Raw genomic sequence first — 15,825 nt, forward strand, 5'->3', positions numbered from 1 at the left:
CCGGTGACCAGATCCGTTGATCGCATCGATCCGCCGCGGTCCGTCGACGTTTTGGCACGGGGCCCGGCCGAGCTCTCGCCCGGGCTGACGGTGCTCGCCTGGCATGTACACGGATCCTGGATGAGTGCCTTCGTGCGCGGCGGCCACCGATATCTGATCCCCACCACGGGCGACGCCGACGATCCCGACGGTCGCGGCCGTGCCGGCCGGGACTGGCCGGCCGGGGCGATCGAGATCTCCCCGGGCGAATTACGATCCGCCGACCTCGATCTGGTGGTGTTGCAGCGGCCCGAGGAGATCGAACTCACCGAACGATGGACCGGGCGGCGCCCCGGCCGCGATCTCCCGGCCGTCTACGTCGAGCACAACACGCCGCGGGAGCACGCGGCGACGAGTCGGCACCCCCTCGCCGATCAGGACGCCATCCCGATCGTGCACGTGACCGACTTCAACCGGCTGATGTGTGATTGCGGCCGGGCCCGGACGGCCACCATCGACCACGGCATCGTCGATCCGGGATACCTCTACACCGGCACCGTCGACCGCGCCGCGACCATGATCAACGAGCCCGACCGGCGCTGGCGGATCACCGGCACCGATCTCCTCGCCCCACTGTCGCGATGGAGCGGGATCGATGTATACGGCATCGGTACAACAGGTCTCGAGTCGCGGCATCCCGGTCTCGGTGACATTCGCGGCGGCGGTGATCTCGATCAGACACAGTTGCACGCCGAGGTGGCCGCCCACCGCGTCTTCGTCCACACCGCGCGCTGGACGTCGCTCGGTCTCTCCCTGATCGAGGCGATGCACCTCGGGATGCCGGTGGTGGCGGTCGGCACCACCGAGGCCCCCGCCGCCGTTCCCGAAGGGGCCGGCGTCGTCTCCAACGACGTCGACACCCTCGGCGCGGCGCTGGCCGAGTTCGTCGCGGAGCCGACCGCCGCGCGGCTCGCGGGTAAACGCGCGCGCGAATGGGCCCTGGAGCGGTTCGGTTTGACGCGTTTTCTCGAACGTTGGGATCAGCAGATGTACGCGGTCTGTGAACTCAGTTCACCCGCACCGGGACGAAAGGCCGAAGTGAAATGAAGATCGCCATGGTGTCCGAACATGCCAGCCCACTGGCCGACTTCGGCGGGCCGGACGCGGGTGGGCAGAACGTACACGTCGCCGAGCTCGCCGCCGCACTCACCCGCGACGGCCACGACGTCACCGTCTACACCCGTCGTGACCGCAAGCACGCCCCCGTGGTGGTGACCGCGGACGCGGGCTATCGGGTACACCACATCAATGCCGGACCGCCGCAGTCGATCCCGAAGGACGACATCTTTCCGCACCTCGGGGCGTTCGCCGATGAACTCGGCGAAGCACTGATCGCCGACCGTCCGCACGTGATCCACGCGCACTTCTGGATGTCGGGTCTCGCAGCGATCCTGGCCGGCAAGCCCCTCGGTCTCCCGGTGGTCGTCACCTATCACGCCCTCGGCGCCGAGAAGCGCCGCTTCCAGGGCAGCGAGGACACCAGCCCGCCGTCGCGGATCGCGATGGAAACCGTCATCGCCCGCCACGCCGACATGATCGCGGCGACGTGCACCGAGGAGGTGTTCGCGCTCTCGCGGATGGGCGCACCCACCGACCGGGTGACGGTCGTACCGTGCGGAGTGGACCTCGATGCCTTCGCCGCACCCGCCGATCCGCCCGCCGTGCTGACGCCGCGCCGGACGAGTCATCGGGTGGTGAGTGTGGGACGGCTGGTGCCGCGCAAGGGTTTCGAGGTTGCCATCGAGGCACTGGCCGAGGTACCCGATACTGAACTCGTGATCGTCGGCGGGCCCGCCGACGGCGATGTCCTCGACGACCCGGAGGGTGCGCGCCTGTGGTCTCGCGCGCAGGAACTCGGCGTCGCCGACCGTGTGCTGCTCACCGGTCGCATGGACCGCGACATGATGCCCGCGATCCTGCAGTGTGGCGATCTCGTCCTCTGCACACCCTGGTACGAACCGTTCGGCATGGTGCCCCTCGAGGCGATGTCGGCCGGTACCCCGGTGGTCGCTGCCGCCGTCGGCGGCCTGCGTGACACGGTCGCGTCCGGGGTCTGCGGCGAGCTGGTGCCGCCACGCGATCCGCACGCACTCGCCGAAACGCTCAATGCCCTTCTCGCCGATCGCAATCGGATCGACGGCTACTCCGCAGCGGGTCTCGAACGGGTGCGTACCCGGTATACGTGGGCGCGGGTGGCGTCGGAGACCGCGCGTATCTACCGACGGGTGGTCGCCGCCCGCGGCAACACCCCGGCCGAATCCGAGACGAGGGACCGGTCCCATGCGTGAGCGCCAGCGTGTCCTGGTCACCGGTGGTGCCGGCCTCATCGGGCACCGGCTGTGCACGCGTCTGCTCGCCCGTGGCGCACAGGTGGTGTGCGTCGACGACCTGTCGACCGGTTCGGAGGCAAATCTGACCGACCTGTGCGATGACGACGGTTTCACGCTCATCCGGCACGACGTCGTCGACCCGCTGCCCGCGCTCGGCGCCGTCGACCTCGTCTTCCACCTGGCCTGTCCACCGTCGCCGGAGTATTACCTGGGACGGCCGGTGCACACGATCCGCTGCGCGTCGGAGGGGACGCGGAACACCCTCGAGGTGGCCCGACGCTCCGGCGCGCGCTACGTACTGGCATCGACCAGCGAGGTATACGGCGACCCCGCACAACATCCCCAAGTCGAAAGTTATTGGGGCAACGTCAATTCCGTCGGGCCGCGCTCGGTGTACGACGAAGGCAAGCGTTACGCCGAGGCGCTCACCATGGCCTATGCCCGCGAGTATGGGACCGACACGTCGATCGCCCGCATCTTCAACACCTACGGACCGGGGATGCGCGTCGACGACGGTCGCGTGGTGCCGGCGTTCATCGATGCGGCCCTCGACGGCCGGCCGCTCACGGTATTCGGCGACGGCACCCAGACCCGGTCACTGTGCTACGTCGACGACACCGTCGACGGACTCATGGCACTCGGCGACTCGTCGTGGCGCGACCCGGTCAACATCGGGAATCCGCACGAGATGACGGTTCTCGATCTCGCGGAGATCATCGTCGACGCGACCGGCGGATCCATGTCCGTCGAGCATCACCCGGCCCGCGTCGACGATCCGGTCCGCCGTTGCCCGGACATCGGCGTGGCGCGCCGCGAACTGAAGTGGACGCCTCGGGTGTCAGCAGAGGAAGGCCTGCGCCGCACCGTCTCCTGGTTCGTCGGAAACCGCCGTCACCCGGTGGCGGCGGCCCGGGCGGTCGCCGATCATGCGGTGTGACGGTCACGATCCCGGCAATCCCGCTCATCATCGGTGGGCCGACACCCGATGAGTGAGCAGAGCGACCTCTGCGCCACGCTGTCGCGCCTGGCCGGGGAAGGCGAGGAGAACACGATCATCGCGGTCGCCGAATCCCTCACCGGCGGCAGCATCGCCGCGGCACTGAGCCGGGCCGAGAGTTCTGGAGACTGGTTCGCCGGTGGCGTCGTCGCCTACCGGCCCGAGGTCAAGCACGGACTGCTCCGCGTGCCCGACGGCCCGATCGTCTCGGCCGCGGCGGCGGCGGCGATGGCCGAGTCGACGGCTCGACTACTGCAAGCCGATCTGGTCGTCGCGGTCACCGGCGAGGGCGGCCCCCAACCCCAGGAGGACGCCCCCGGGACCGTCTGGTTCGGCGTGTGCACCCACGGGCGCACCGAGACGAGCAAGCACCGATTCGACGGCGAGCCGTCGCAGATCGTCGAGGCCACCACCCTTCACGCGCTCGAACTGCTGGTTGACGGATTGTCCTGAGCGCGCGCGGGCAAAGACGGCAGAATCGTCTCGTGACCACCCATATCGAAGACTACGCACTCATCAGCAACTGCCGGACCGGGGCGTTGATCTCCCGGTCCGGTTCGGTGGACTGGCTCTGTGTGCCGCGATTCGACTCCTCGTCGATCTTCGCGGCCCTGCTCGGGTCGCATCACCACGGGAACTGGGCCCTGAGGCCGACCGGTGAATCCACACCCGCCGGCCGGCGCTACGACGGCGACACCATGATCCTGGTGACCCGATGGGAGACCGAGACCGGGATCGCCGAGGTCCACGAGTTCATGCCGATCGACGGCGCACGCGTCGACGTGGTGCGGCGCATCGTCGGGATCAGCGGCACCGTCGAGTTCACCACCGAGTTGCGGATGCGATTCGACTACGCACGCTCGGTGCCGTGGGTGCAGCAGACCGGCGACGAGCAGCCCGAGCTGCTCGCGATCGCCGGACCGGACGCGGTACTGGTGCGCGGGGTGGCCTTACACGCGGAAGATCACGTGCACCACGCGACGGTGTCGGTGGGCGCCGGCGACCACCACGATCTGGTGCTCACCTGGTTCCACTCGTACCGCCCGCATCCCGAGCCGCTCGACGTCGACGCCGCCCTGGCGGCGACCCGCGACTGGTGGATCGAGTGGTCCGGGCACATCGAACACGAGGGCCCCTACCGCGACCAGGTCGTCCGGTCCCTGGTCACCTTGCGTGCACTGTCGAATCCGGACACCGGCGGGATCGTCGCCGCGGCCACCACGTCGTTGCCGGAAATGCCTGGCGGCGAACGTAATTGGGACTACCGATATGTGTGGCTGCGCGACGCCGCCCTCACCCTGATCGTGTTGATCTCCCATGGCTTCCTGCACGTCGCCGATTTCTGGCGAATCTGGCTGATGCGGGCGATCGCCGGCGACCCCAAGCAGGTGCAGATCCTGTACGGCGTTGCCGGAGAACGGGATCTGCCCGAGCGGGAGCTGCCGTTGCCGGGCTACGACGACTCGACGCCGGTGCGGGTCGGCAACGCCGCGGTCGGGCAATTCCAGGCCGACACCCTCGGGGAGGTGCTCGTCGCACTACACGTGGCACGCACCGCGGGGCTAGCCGAGACGGACTTCTCGTGGCCCTTGCAGCGCCATCTGATCAAGCGGGTCGAGGCCTACCTCGACCGCCCCGATCAGGGCATCTGGGAGATGCGGGGCGAACCGAAGTTCTTCACCCATTCACGGGTGATGGAGTGGGCCGCATTCGACCGCGGGGTGCGGGCGATCGAGGACTTCGATTTGACCGGCCCGCTCGAGAAATGGAAGCAGTTGCGCGACAAGCTCCGCACCGAGATCGAGAGTCAGATGGTCGATCCCGACGACGGCAACTTCGTCCAGTACTCGGGCACCCGTGAGGTCGATGCCGCACTGCTGCAACTGCCGCAGGTCGAATTCTGCGACCCCGACGATCCGCGCATGCTCGCCACCGTCGACAAGATCGAGCGCACCCTGATGCGCAACGGGCTGGTCCACCGCTACCGGTCGGAGACGGGCGTCGACGGCGTGTCCGGTACCGAATATCCGTTCCTGGCGTGCACGTTCTGGCTCGTCGAGCAATACGCGCGCAGCGGCCGGCACCACGACGCCCGAAAACTGATGCGGCGGGCCACCGCTACCGCGAGCGATCTCGGCCAGTTCTCCGAGGAGTACGACCCGGTCCACCAGCGGCAGGTCGGCAACGTGCCGCAAGCGCTGTCGCATCTGGCGTTCGTCCGTGCCGCCGACGCACTCGTCGGCACGGTCGACGGCTGAATCCCGACCCCTCGGCTCACGAGGTGGGTTCGCGGTCGCCGACCTCCTCGGCGGCGACGATCTGTACGGCCACCTCGGCGACCGGGATGTTGGACTCCTGGGACAGTTGCCGGATGATCTCGAAGGCGCGCACCGCGTCGACCCGATAGCGCTCCATGATCATGCCCTTCGCCTGGCCGATGATGTCGCGGCTGGCCAGGGCGCTGCGGAACTGCTGCCCGCGGCGGGCAGAGCTCAGGGCGATCGCCGCATGGGTCGCCAGGACCCTGGCGAGGTCCCGGTTCTTCTGGTCGAAGGCATTCGGTGACGCCGCGAACAGATTGAGTGCACCGAGTTCGCGATCACCCACATACAGCTGGATGGACAGGGTCGACCGAATCGGGGTGCGTTCCCGCACGGCGTGCATCAGTTCCGGCCACCGCACCTCGGTCTCGACGTCGGCGATGCCCACGGTGCGCTCCTGCCAGATCGCCTCGAAGCAGGGCCCGTCGCCGTATTCGTGCTGCAAGTCGTCGAACTGCCGGGCGATCGGGCCGGTCTCGGCGGTGGACGCCAGCTCGGGCCTGCCATTGCGGTCGCTGCGGGTCACCAGGGTGACGCCGGCGTAGTCGACGCCGGGCAGAATCTCCACCGCCGACTCGGTCATCCGCCGAAGCACCTGATCCGGACCGAACTCGGCCTCCGGGGCGCCGTGAACGGTGCGCGCCAACTCGGCGATCCGCGCGTAGGTCGGCGGTTCCACCGCACTCATCCTCCTCGAACTTGCGCCGATGCGCGGCACGAACATTTCGGCGCTGCCGCGCCCGGACCCTTGCAGTGTGCACCCGAACGGCGTCGACCGCGCCTGTTCGGCGGGACCAAGGCCACTACGCAGCACGGACGGGGTGTGAGTAAAGTGATCGTGCCCGAGACCGCCGGCACCGCTGCTGCATGTTGTTGTGGAGGTTGGAACAGTGCTCGATGATGTGGGAAACAACGCTGGTCTCGGTGGCGCTGATTTCGATGATTCCGCGGATGCCGACAAGGTCGGAAGTTTCCGGTTCTTCTTCGACACCCAGTCCTGGGAATGGTCCGACGAGGTGGCGCGGCTGCACGGATACGCGCCCGGCGAGGTCGAGCCGACCACCGAACTGCTGGCCGGGCACAAGCATCCCGACGACCGCAACGACTTCGAGCACCTGGTCGAGGAGATGGCGACCAACCACAGTGTCTTCTCCAGTCGCCACCGCATCATCGACACCCGCGGCGAGGTGCACCACATCATGGTGATCGGCCAGCCGATCGTCGACGAGTCCGGCACCCCGATCGGCACCGAAGGCTTCTACCTCGACATGGACGGACTCGACTCCCGGATCGTGAAGGCCCAGATCGATCATCACGTCAACCGGTTCCGGAAGAGCCAGGGCGTGATCGAGCAGACCAAGGGCATGATCATGTTCACCTACCGGGTCAGCGCCGACCAGGCCTTCGAGGTGCTGAAGTGGCGTTCCCAGGTGACGAACGTCAAGGTCAGCATCCTGTGCCGCAACATCATCGCGGGCAGCCAGGCCATCTCGATTCCCGACAGCGCCCGGCACTCCTTCGACCATCTGCTGCTCACCGCACATCAGGACACCGATACCGCGGCGCCTCCCACCGACGACGAGTGACCGGCGCGCCCCGGCCGGCCGCGCGAGTTTGAGTCGACACCCTGCTGGGCACGCTGACTCCAAAGGCCGGCCGATCAGGAGAGCAGGATGCGAGCAGTCACGTGGCAGGGTAAACGCAAGGTGTCGGTGGACAAGGTGCCCGATCCGCGGATCGAGAAGCCGTCCGATGCCATCGTGAAGGTCACCTCGACCAACATCTGCGGATCGGATCTGCATCTGTACGAGGTGCTCGGGGCCTTCATGAATCCCGGGGACATCCTGGGTCATGAGCCGATGGGAGTCGTCGAGGAGGTCGGTGCCGACGCCGGCGATCTGCACGTCGGCGACCGGGTGGTGATCCCGTTCCAGATCTCGTGCGGCACCTGTCATATGTGCGACGAGCAGCTCTACACCCAGTGCGAGACAACGCAAGTCCGCGATCAGGGCATGGGCGCAGCGCTGTTCGGATATTCGAAGCTCTACGGCTCGGTGCCCGGCGGGCAAGCCGAATACCTCCGCGTCCCGCAGGCCCAGTTCACCCACATCAAGGTGCCCGACGACGCACCCGACTCACGGTACGTCTACCTCTCCGATGTGCTGCCTACCGCCTGGCAGGCCGTCGAATACGCGAACATCCCCGACAACGGCACGGTTACCGTCCTGGGCCTCGGCCCGATCGGCGACATGGCCACCCGCGTCGCCGCGTACCGCGGGGCCCGCGTGATCGCCGTCGACCGGGTTCCCGAACGGCTCGCACGCGCCGAGGACCGCGGTACCACGACGATCGACCTCGACTCGGTCGATGACGTCGCCGAAGCCGTTCGTGAACGGACCGACGGCCGGGGCAGCGATGCGGTGATCGACGCGGTGGGCATGGAGGCCCACGGCTCACCGGTCAATCAGCTCGCCCAGCGCCTCGTGGGCATGCTCCCCGATGCGGTGGCCGACCCGCTCATGCGCAACGCCGGGGTCGACCGGATGGCCGCGTTCTACACCGCCATCGACACGGTGCGCCGCGGCGGCACCATCTCGCTCATCGGGGTGTACGGCGGAACCGCCGACCCGCTGCCGATGCTCACCCTCTTCGACAAGCAGATCCAGTTGCGGATGGGCCAGGCGAACGTGAAGCGTTGGGTGCCCGAGATCCTGCCACTACTCACCGATGACGACCCGCTGGGCGTGGATACCTTTGCCACGCACGAACTCTCACTCGACCAGGCGCCACACGCCTACGACATCTTCCAAAACAAGCGCGACGGCGCGGTGAAGATCATCCTCAAGCCCTGAGCCGGTTCACCGCACGACCTTGATGGTATCGAGCTCGGAGTCCGCGGCATCGGGCAGATTCATCCCGGCGGCCTTGCCCGTGCGCAGGTACTCCAGCACCTCGTCGTCGAGCACCTCGCCGGGCACCACCACCGGGATACCCGGTGGGTACGGCGTGATCTGTTCTGCGGCCACACGTCCGGCCGCCCGATCGAGCGGGACGGCCTCGGTGTCGCCGAAGAAGGCGTCGCGCGGCAGGATGCGGGTCTCGAGTTCGAGCCCGGTGGGACCGGGTTGGTGAATCGGCGGCGGTGTCTCGAATCCCGGTGCGGCCGAGGCGAGATCACGCAGGGCCGCCAACAGCCGGTCGGCGCTGCGCTGGTCATCGGCCATCGACATGGTCGCGAGGATCCGGCGGTGGTCGCTGAGCCCGACGTCGAGCTGTCGCCTGTCGCGTAGCCAATCGGCACATTGGTAGCCACTGACCTCCATTTCGCTGACGTCGATGAGGACCTGGAGTTCGTCGAGGTCGTGGCTGGCCTGCTCACGCAGCAACTCGTCCTCCATGACCCGAAGGCCGTCGATGGCGTTGATCTCGCCACGGACGGCTCGTGCCAAACTCAGTGCGCGGCCCAGCAATTCCGTTCCCGACTCGATCATGTGCCGCCGCCAGCCGTCGAGTGCGGCATACACCAGCACGCTGGGACTCGTGGTCATCAGCAGGTCGGCACATTGCATGAGCCGAGAGCGGTCGACGAGGTCGCCCTGCACGTGGAAGACCGAGCCCTGCTCGAATCCGGCGCCCATCTTGTGCACGCTGACCACGCAGACGTCGGCGCCGGCGTTCATCGCCCAGGTGGGTAACTCGTCGTGGAACGGCAGGTGGGCGCCCCACGCCTCGTCGACGATCAGCGGCTTGCCGCGCTCATGGCAGATATCGGCGATGGCGCCGATGTCGGCGCAGGTGCCATAGGGAGTGGGGCTGACGATCAGCAGTCCGGCGGCCTCCGGCCGTTGCTCCCATGCCTCGCGAACCGCCTGCGGCGAGGGCGGATGAGTCAGATGCAGGGTCGTGTCCCAGCGGGGACGTACCCAGCGTGGTTGCAGGCCGGAGAAGATGAGGCCCGCGACAATCGACTTGTGGGCGTCGCGGGTGACGAGGAGCTCGCCGCGACTGCCGCCGGCCACGGCGAGCATGGCCGCCTTGACCGACAGCGAACTTCCGCATGTGGAGAAGAAGGCGATGTCGGCACCGACGGCATCGGCCATCAGCGTCTCGGCGGATGCGAGGTAACCGTTCGACGTCCGCCGGTCGTCGAGGCCGCCCGAGGCCAACAGATCCGAGCCGAATGCCTCGGCACCGATGGCCTCGAGAGTGCGTTCGTCGACACCACGGCCCTGGCGATGCCCGGGCGGGGTGAAACCGTAGCGACCCTGGCTCCGGTATGACACAAGTGCTTCCAACAATGGTGCGCGCGAGTGGTCCACGCGCCCGATACTAACCAGGTGCGTACGCCACGGGGATAGGCCGCGGCCCGCCGGCCGTCATCCGGCCGAGGCGTCGGGGGCGTCGGTGTCGGGCTCGGCGAGCTCCTCCCGCAACGCCCGCAGCGTGCGGGCAAGCAGCCGCGAGACGTGCATCTGCGAAATCCCCACCTGTGCGGCGATCTCGCTCTGCGACATGGCGTGAAAGAAGCGCAGCGACAAGATGGTTCGTTCGCGTTCCGGGAGCCGGGCCATCGCCGGGGCGAGTGTCACGTAGTCGTCGACCTGGGCCAGGTGCTCGTCCTCGTCACCGAGTGTCTCGCCGATCGAGCGTCGCTCGTCGTCGACCTCGGCATCGATAGAACTCGCGTTGTACGCCGAACGGGCCATCAGGCCGTCGATGACCTCGTCGACCGGTAGATCCAGATATTCCGCGAGCTCACTGGGGCGCGGCGATCGCCCGAGCCGTTGCACCAGCTCGTCGCCGGCCCGCCCGATCCGCAGCGACACCTCCTTGGTGCGCCGCGGCACGCGCATGCTCCAGGTGCCGTCCCGGAAGTGGCGCCGGACCTCCCCCATCACGGTGGGCACCGCGAACGACAGGAAACTTGCCCCGCGCTCGACGTCGAATCGGTCGATCGCGTTCACCAGCCCGATTCGTGCCACCTGCACCAGATCGTCGAAGGCCTCGCCACGGTCGGAGAAGCGGCGGGCGATGTGGTCGGCGAGGGGCAGACAGCGCTCGATGATCTGATCGCGCCTGGCCGCGTGCCGCGTCGCGTCGTCCTCGGCTCGCAGATCCGCGAGCAGACCGACCACGTCCGCGTACTCGTCGTCGCGTTCCCGTGGTGCCTTCCCAGCACTCTGCGCGCCGTCCGCCCCGGACGGCGTGCGAGCGAGTTCCTGGCGTTGCTCCCGGACCGACGACAAACATTTCCTCCGATCGACTCGATGCCCTCGCGCGGGCGGCTGACCGGCGACGATGGGCGTACCTCCCACGGTACCCAGTCACGGAAGATCCGAAACCACCTTGAAGGTCGGGCGCAGTCGCCGTACGGTAAACATCAGCGGTTCAGTCAAGTAGCTGCATACGGCCAAGACTGCGCACACCGGGGTCTTGACGTTCTTGATTGTCATCGACCGAGACGGAGTCCGTCCAATGAACCAGCTCGATACGCAAATCTCGTACCATCCATTGCCGGAGGCGAGAAATCCTCTGGCGCAGCGGTATTCAACCGAATCGTCGATGGGCGTCGGCCGATCTTTTTGTGTCCAGCAGCTCTCCGGTGCGATCGACATGCAGACCACAGCGGACTTCGCGGCGGCACTCGACCGTGTTCTCGGGCGTGCGCCCGAGGCCGTCGTCCTCGACATGTCTCAGGTCGAGTTCGTCAGCGCATCCGGGCTGGGGATACTCGTAAATTTCTGCGATGAGGCTGCGCGGCTGTCGGTCCCGGTTGCCGTCGTGTGCAGCCGGGCGATCGACCGGCCGGTCCGCGCCTGCCCGGTGGACATCCCGATCGACATTCACGGCTCGGTGGAGTCGGCAGGGTGGGCGGTGATCACCTCCGCCGTGTCGCACTGACGTGTCGCACTGACGTCCTGCCATACTGACGCAGGTCTTCTGCTTCATACGAATAGCGGCCGTGGCCTTGAAGGCCACGGCCGTTACTCGTTTCGTCATCTATTGTCTCGCGTCATCTATTGTCTTGCGCTGCTGCACTTTCCGATCGTGACGACGATGTCGCGCCGGTCGGGATGGTCGGTGTAGTCGATGGCCTGGGCATCGGTCACCGTGGTCACCACGCGCCAGCCGAACCCGTCGGTGTCGATATCGAATCCGCGCACCACCGTGCCGCTGACCCGGGCGAGCGCACCGGTCGGGCCGATCCGGAGGGAGACCTGCAGTCGTCCGTCGGACACGGTCGCCGAAATGATCTGGGAACTGATCTCGTCCACGGCGATCTTCACGTCGGCTACATCGTCGACCGTCCAGTCATCGAGGAAGAGTGCCCGTTCGATCACTGACCGGACGATCGAGAGCCGGTCGGATTCCGCGACGACCGCAAGCTCGACGGGCGCACCCGACGCGTGCAGCAGGTCGCCGATCACCACCTGCGCGTCTGTGGTCCCTCTGTATCCCACTAACCTCTCCTCACGAGCGTTGACTTCGTTTCCTTTTTACCCGCTCAACGCACAAGCAAAACCATTTGAGTCGATTGTCATTCGCTTCCGTGTCGCGCACGATCGGCCCAGAGACGACCTCCTCACTGCTCACGACGGTCTTCTCGAGTACGCCGGCGCATCCGCTCCCGGTATCCGTAGGTGGCCCGCAGCACATCATCGCGGCTGTCGGCACTCGATCCGATCGCTCCGGCGAACATCCCCAGGGAGGTCGCCAGCCAGGCCAGGCAGACGTAGTTGGCGGGGCCGACCGGACCGCCCAGCGTGCGCGCCAGGTACCCGGAGTCGATCACGACCGCCGCGGCGAGCAGGGTTGCGGTGAACAACGCCAGGTAGAGCACGGCGGCGCTGAACGCGACGGTGACGACCGTTGCCGTGTTGTAGAGACGGGCGCGGCGCCGCGAGGAATTGCGCGGGTTCTCCCACAAGCGGTTGTTGACCACCAGCCACACCGTCGCGAGCAGCAGCGACAGCAGCGAGATCGCGAGCAGACGCCACACACTCAAGGAGTTGGCCATCGACCAGATCGACGCGTAGAAGACGCCGAACGATGCAGCTGCGGCCGCCGCCGCCATCATCCCCGTCAGTGTGGGGATCAGACGCCACGGCCGGTTGTCGCGAACCATCCCCAACGCCAGGCGCAGCCGGCCCAGTGGGCGCTCGTCGATCAGCCGGTCGGTGCCGTCCCGGCAATCCTGTACCCACTGCCTCCCCGCGCTCGTCGCCGCATCCCGCTCCCCGCGAATCCGGCGCGCCGCGGTGCCGATCCCCGAGATCAGCCGCCGGTGCGGAAACGGCCCCAGCGCCGGGGTGGAGATGACTGCGGACTGCCGCGTCGGATCCACCTCGATCACCACCACACAGGGCTTGTCGGAGCGGTTCTTGTCGGGCCGCAGCCGGTCGGGGTGCAGTTTGTCGGGCCGGAGCCCGTCCGGCTGCTGCGCGTCGCCGAAGCGGGGGATCTCCGTCACGAACACCACCGCGTCCGGACCGATGGGCTCGTGGGAGCGGATCGCGTCGAGGCTCAGCTTCGGTTCCATCTCCAATGACGACTCGGTCGCGATGGTCAGACCGCGATAGCGCAGCGAATTCGATTCCAGGACTTCGCGGATCCGATCCTCTGACCTCTCGAGAATCGCTGCGGGCAAGCCGTGTTCGGCGATGATGCGCAATCCGTCGGCCGCGACGACTTCGGGGGGTGGCATGTGACTGCGGATACCCAGGAGGCGGGCGGGCCAACCACCCGCGTGTGCTGATGGCAGCGAGTTTGACCTTCCCGGGGGTCGGGTAACCCCCCAACGCATCAGTAGGACCGTCGGAGAAGGAGACCATGATGGCCATCTGCGACATGTGCGGCAACGACTATCCGCGATCCATGACGATCACCATCGGCGGTGAGAAGAACTCCGGAGGCGTGTTCGACAGTTTCGAATGCGCGATCGCCGCACTGGCACCGCGATGCGGCCACTGCCGATGCCGGATCATCGGGCACGGCGTGGAGTCCGGCTGCAACATCTTCTGCTGCGCCCATTGCGCACGCGCGGCCGGTCACGACGGACTCGTCGACCAGGCCGGCCATACCGACGGCGGCTCCGGACAATGGAAGGTCTTCGACGACAGCCGGGAAGGAGTCGTCGAATGAGTGCCGATCACCGATCCGACCGCAGCACACGTGGCGGCGGGACCGAAGGGCATCCCGGCCATCGGTCGGCATCGCGGGCACGTGCCATCAAGAGCACCGGGCTCCTCGGCTTCGTCGTGGTGGCTATCGCCATCGTGTTGCTGGTGCTGGCCATCGGCGCCACCGCCGGGCATCATGCCGCGGGCGGATGGCTCTGGCTGGCCACCGTGATCGTCGGGATCGTCGGCCTCGCGATGGTCGCCACCGGCCGGGTTCTCGCGACGTCGGCGCCCGCACATGAGCGGCCCCAAGAGGATCCGCTGCAGCCCGAGGTGACCGCCGAGGACGAGGAGAACTACCGGCAGCTCTATCGCCGCGGGCGAGGCCGGCGGCGATAGAGTCTGACGACAACTTCTTGGGCCGCTACGCCTTTCGCTGCATCGACGAGCGGGCCGGATTGTGCTGCGCCTGCTTCTTCGGGTCCGGCTCGTCGGCCTTCTCCGTGACGCCCTTCTTGATCCGCGCACCGACGTCGGGATCGATCCGGTGCCAGTACTCGAAGGCCCGTGCCAACACCGGCTCGGACACACCGTTGAGCAGATGGCCGACGACGTTGTCCACCAGTCGTTCCCGAGCGGCGTCGTCGAGCACTTCGCGCACCAGCGTGCCCGGCTGCCCCCAGTCGTCGTCGGCGGGATGATCCATGTAGGCACTGCGGACGATCTCGCCGTCGGCGGCCCATTGCGGTTCCGGCTGACCCGAGAACGTCGCCGCCGGCCCGCCCTTGGAGTTCGGCGCGTAGACCGGGTCGGTCACCGGATTGATGCGCATCACACCGTCTTTGGAGTACGAGTGCACCTCGTTGCGCGGTGCGTTGACCGGAATCTGCCGGTAGTTCGCACCCAACCGGTACCGATGCGCGTCCGAGTAGGAGAACACCCGGCCGAGCAGCATGCGGTCGGGGCTGAAACCGATGCCGGGGACGACGTTGTTCGGCTCGAAGGCGGCCTGCTCGATCTGGGTGTGGTTGTCGGTGGGGTTGGTGTGCAACGTCATCCGGCCCACCTCGTGCAGCGGGTAGTCGCTGTGCGGCCACACCTTGGTGAGATCGAACGGGTTGAACCGGTAGGACGTCGCGTCGTCGTAGGGCATGATCTGCACCTTGAGCGTCCAGCTCGGATAATTGCCCGCCGCAATGGATTCGAACAGATCGCGGGTGTGGAAGTCGGTATCTGCCGACGCCATCTGATCGCCCTCGTCCTGGGTGAAGTACTCGACTCCCTGATCGGAGATGAAGTGGTATTTCACCCACGACTTCACACCCTGCGCGTTGACCCACATGTACGTGTGTGAGCTGTAACCGTTCATGTGGCGCCACGTCTTCGGGATGCCGCGATCGCCCATCAGCCAGGTCACCTGATGCGCCGTTTCCGGCGACAACGTCCAGAAGTCCCACTGCATGTCATGATCGCGAAGATTGTTGTCGGCGCGGCGTTTCTGTGACCGGATGAAGTGCTGGAACTTGAGCGGATCCTTGACGAAGAAGACCGGCGTGTTGTTGCCGACCATGTCGTAGTTGCCCTCGTCGGTGTAGAACTTGAGCGCGAATCCGCGCGGGTCGCGCCAGGTGTCGGGGCTGCCCCGTTCCCCGGCGACGGTGGAGAATCTCGCCACCATCTCCGTCTTCACGCCCGGCTGGAACAATCCCGCGCAGGTGTGGTCGGTGACGTCGGCGGTGGTCTCGAAGGTGCCGAACGCACCACTGCCCTTGGCGTGCGGCTGCCGCTCGGGAATACGTTCCCGATTGAACTGCGCCATCTGTTCGATGAGGTAGTGATCATGCAGGACGATGGGCCCACCGGCGCCGACGGTCAGGGAATGTTCGTCACTGCCTGCCGGAGCGCCCGAATCGCTGGTCGTGTAGAAATCGTTGTTCTCGGACATATCGCCTCCCACGGCGGTGGCCCGGACAGAACCGGCCGGACCCGATTGTCAGTTGCCTCCGGCACCGGGGCGC

The 15,825-nt window shown here is 67.1% G+C and carries 16 protein-coding genes; 10 read left to right on the plus strand and 6 right to left on the minus strand.

Translation table 11 applies throughout. The features are described from left to right. Positions 1–120 precede the first annotated feature (120 nt). Genes ACPXB3_RS03440 through ACPXB3_RS03460 form a run of 5 tightly spaced genes read left to right on the plus strand, consistent with a single transcriptional unit; the run spans position 121 to position 5,624 of the window. Positions 121–1,086: a glycosyltransferase gene (locus ACPXB3_RS03440; protein WP_425726894.1), complete on the plus strand. Its 966-nt coding sequence runs from the start codon at positions 121–123 to the stop codon at positions 1,084–1,086. Beyond that, the gene (locus tag ACPXB3_RS03445; protein WP_425726443.1) at positions 1,083–2,327 is read left to right on the plus strand and encodes a glycosyltransferase; all 1,245 of its coding nucleotides are present in this window, start codon (positions 1,083–1,085) and stop codon (positions 2,325–2,327) included. Before ACPXB3_RS03440 ends, ACPXB3_RS03445 begins: the two co-directional genes overlap by 4 nt. Then, the gene (locus tag ACPXB3_RS03450; protein WP_425726445.1) at positions 2,320–3,306 is read left to right on the plus strand and encodes a UDP-glucuronic acid decarboxylase family protein; all 987 of its coding nucleotides are present in this window, start codon (positions 2,320–2,322) and stop codon (positions 3,304–3,306) included. The genes ACPXB3_RS03445 and ACPXB3_RS03450 overlap by 8 nt, the downstream gene beginning before the upstream one ends. Before the next feature lie 48 nt (positions 3,307–3,354). Continuing rightward, positions 3,355–3,819 carry a CinA family protein gene (locus ACPXB3_RS03455; RefSeq protein WP_425726447.1) on the plus strand — a complete coding sequence of 155 codons (465 nt, stop codon included), beginning with the start codon at positions 3,355–3,357 and terminating at the stop codon, positions 3,817–3,819. Between the two features lie 32 nt (positions 3,820–3,851). Next, complete coding sequence (locus ACPXB3_RS03460; RefSeq protein WP_425726449.1) at positions 3,852–5,624, plus strand: glycoside hydrolase family 15 protein; 1,773 nt, start codon at positions 3,852–3,854, stop codon at positions 5,622–5,624. Between the two features lie 16 nt (positions 5,625–5,640). Here ACPXB3_RS03460 and ACPXB3_RS03465 read toward each other — a convergent pair whose 3' ends face one another. Continuing rightward, the gene (locus ACPXB3_RS03465; protein WP_425706058.1) at positions 5,641–6,375 is read right to left on the minus strand and encodes a GAF and ANTAR domain-containing protein; all 735 of its coding nucleotides are present in this window, start codon (positions 6,373–6,375) and stop codon (positions 5,641–5,643) included. 202 nt (positions 6,376–6,577) lie between these two features. On the opposite strand from ACPXB3_RS03465, the gene ACPXB3_RS03470 reads away from it, so the two are divergent. Continuing rightward, a complete protein-coding gene (locus ACPXB3_RS03470; RefSeq protein WP_425726451.1) occupies positions 6,578–7,273 on the plus strand; it encodes a PAS and ANTAR domain-containing protein in 696 nt (231 codons plus the stop codon). Between the two features lie 87 nt (positions 7,274–7,360). Then, positions 7,361–8,539: a zinc-dependent alcohol dehydrogenase gene (locus ACPXB3_RS03475; RefSeq protein ID WP_425706056.1), complete on the plus strand. Its 1,179-nt coding sequence runs from the start codon at positions 7,361–7,363 to the stop codon at positions 8,537–8,539. 6 nt (positions 8,540–8,545) lie between these two features. Here the strand turns inward: ACPXB3_RS03475 and ACPXB3_RS03480 are convergent, their stop codons facing one another. Further along, a complete protein-coding gene (locus ACPXB3_RS03480; protein ID WP_425706055.1) occupies positions 8,546–10,006 on the minus strand; it encodes an aminotransferase class I/II-fold pyridoxal phosphate-dependent enzyme in 1,461 nt (486 codons plus the stop codon). A 57-nt stretch (positions 10,007–10,063) separates the two neighbouring features. Next, positions 10,064–10,813 carry an RNA polymerase sigma factor SigF gene (locus ACPXB3_RS03485; RefSeq protein WP_425706076.1) on the minus strand — a complete coding sequence of 250 codons (750 nt, stop codon included), beginning with the start codon at positions 10,811–10,813 and terminating at the stop codon, positions 10,064–10,066. 316 nt (positions 10,814–11,129) lie between these two features. On the opposite strand from ACPXB3_RS03485, the gene ACPXB3_RS03490 reads away from it, so the two are divergent. Further along, a complete protein-coding gene (locus ACPXB3_RS03490) occupies positions 11,130–11,588 on the plus strand; it encodes an STAS domain-containing protein (RefSeq protein WP_425726453.1) in 459 nt (152 codons plus the stop codon). A gap of 116 nt (positions 11,589–11,704) precedes the next feature. Here the strand turns inward: ACPXB3_RS03490 and ACPXB3_RS03495 are convergent, their stop codons facing one another. Next, the gene (locus tag ACPXB3_RS03495; RefSeq protein ID WP_425706053.1) at positions 11,705–12,148 is read right to left on the minus strand and encodes an anti-sigma factor; all 444 of its coding nucleotides are present in this window, start codon (positions 12,146–12,148) and stop codon (positions 11,705–11,707) included. Between the two features lie 122 nt (positions 12,149–12,270). Beyond that, positions 12,271–13,392, minus strand: a complete 1,122-nt coding sequence (locus ACPXB3_RS03500; RefSeq protein WP_425706052.1) for a hypothetical protein — start codon at positions 13,390–13,392, stop codon at positions 12,271–12,273. A 128-nt stretch (positions 13,393–13,520) separates the two neighbouring features. Here ACPXB3_RS03500 and ACPXB3_RS03505 point away from each other — a divergent pair, with 128 nt between their 5' ends. Both ACPXB3_RS03505 and ACPXB3_RS03510 read left to right on the plus strand, forming a co-directional pair. After that, a complete protein-coding gene (locus ACPXB3_RS03505) occupies positions 13,521–13,829 on the plus strand; it encodes a hypothetical protein (protein ID WP_425726455.1) in 309 nt (102 codons plus the stop codon). After that, positions 13,826–14,206: a hypothetical protein gene (locus ACPXB3_RS03510; RefSeq protein WP_425726457.1), complete on the plus strand. Its 381-nt coding sequence runs from the start codon at positions 13,826–13,828 to the stop codon at positions 14,204–14,206. The genes ACPXB3_RS03505 and ACPXB3_RS03510 overlap by 4 nt, the downstream gene beginning before the upstream one ends. A gap of 25 nt (positions 14,207–14,231) precedes the next feature. Here ACPXB3_RS03510 and ACPXB3_RS03515 read toward each other — a convergent pair whose 3' ends face one another. Continuing rightward, a complete protein-coding gene (locus ACPXB3_RS03515; RefSeq protein WP_425726459.1) occupies positions 14,232–15,752 on the minus strand; it encodes a catalase in 1,521 nt (506 codons plus the stop codon). Positions 15,753–15,825 lie beyond the last annotated feature (73 nt).

Origin of the sequence: Gordonia sp. DT219, from assembly GCF_049847065.1 — a bacterium.
Lineage (GTDB): Bacteria > Actinomycetota > Actinomycetes > Mycobacteriales > Mycobacteriaceae > Gordonia.

Coding starts and splice junctions, on each gene's coding strand:
- ACPXB3_RS03510 (WP_425726457.1), top strand. CDS start 13,826: ATGAGTGCCGATCACCGATCCGACCGCAGCACACGTGGCGGCGGGACC.
- ACPXB3_RS03500 (WP_425706052.1), bottom strand. CDS start 13,392: ATGCCACCCCCCGAAGTCGTCGCGGCCGACGGATTGCGCATCATCGCC.
- ACPXB3_RS03505 (WP_425726455.1), top strand. CDS start 13,521: ATGGCCATCTGCGACATGTGCGGCAACGACTATCCGCGATCCATGACG.
- ACPXB3_RS03465 (WP_425706058.1), bottom strand. CDS start 6,375: ATGAGTGCGGTGGAACCGCCGACCTACGCGCGGATCGCCGAGTTGGCG.
- ACPXB3_RS03475 (WP_425706056.1), top strand. CDS start 7,361: ATGCGAGCAGTCACGTGGCAGGGTAAACGCAAGGTGTCGGTGGACAAG.
- ACPXB3_RS03440 (WP_425726894.1), top strand. CDS start 121: ATGAGTGCCTTCGTGCGCGGCGGCCACCGATATCTGATCCCCACCACG.
- ACPXB3_RS03515 (WP_425726459.1), bottom strand. CDS start 15,752: ATGTCCGAGAACAACGATTTCTACACGACCAGCGATTCGGGCGCTCCG.
- ACPXB3_RS03455 (WP_425726447.1), top strand. CDS start 3,355: ATGAGTGAGCAGAGCGACCTCTGCGCCACGCTGTCGCGCCTGGCCGGG.
- ACPXB3_RS03445 (WP_425726443.1), top strand. CDS start 1,083: ATGAAGATCGCCATGGTGTCCGAACATGCCAGCCCACTGGCCGACTTC.
- ACPXB3_RS03450 (WP_425726445.1), top strand. CDS start 2,320: ATGCGTGAGCGCCAGCGTGTCCTGGTCACCGGTGGTGCCGGCCTCATC.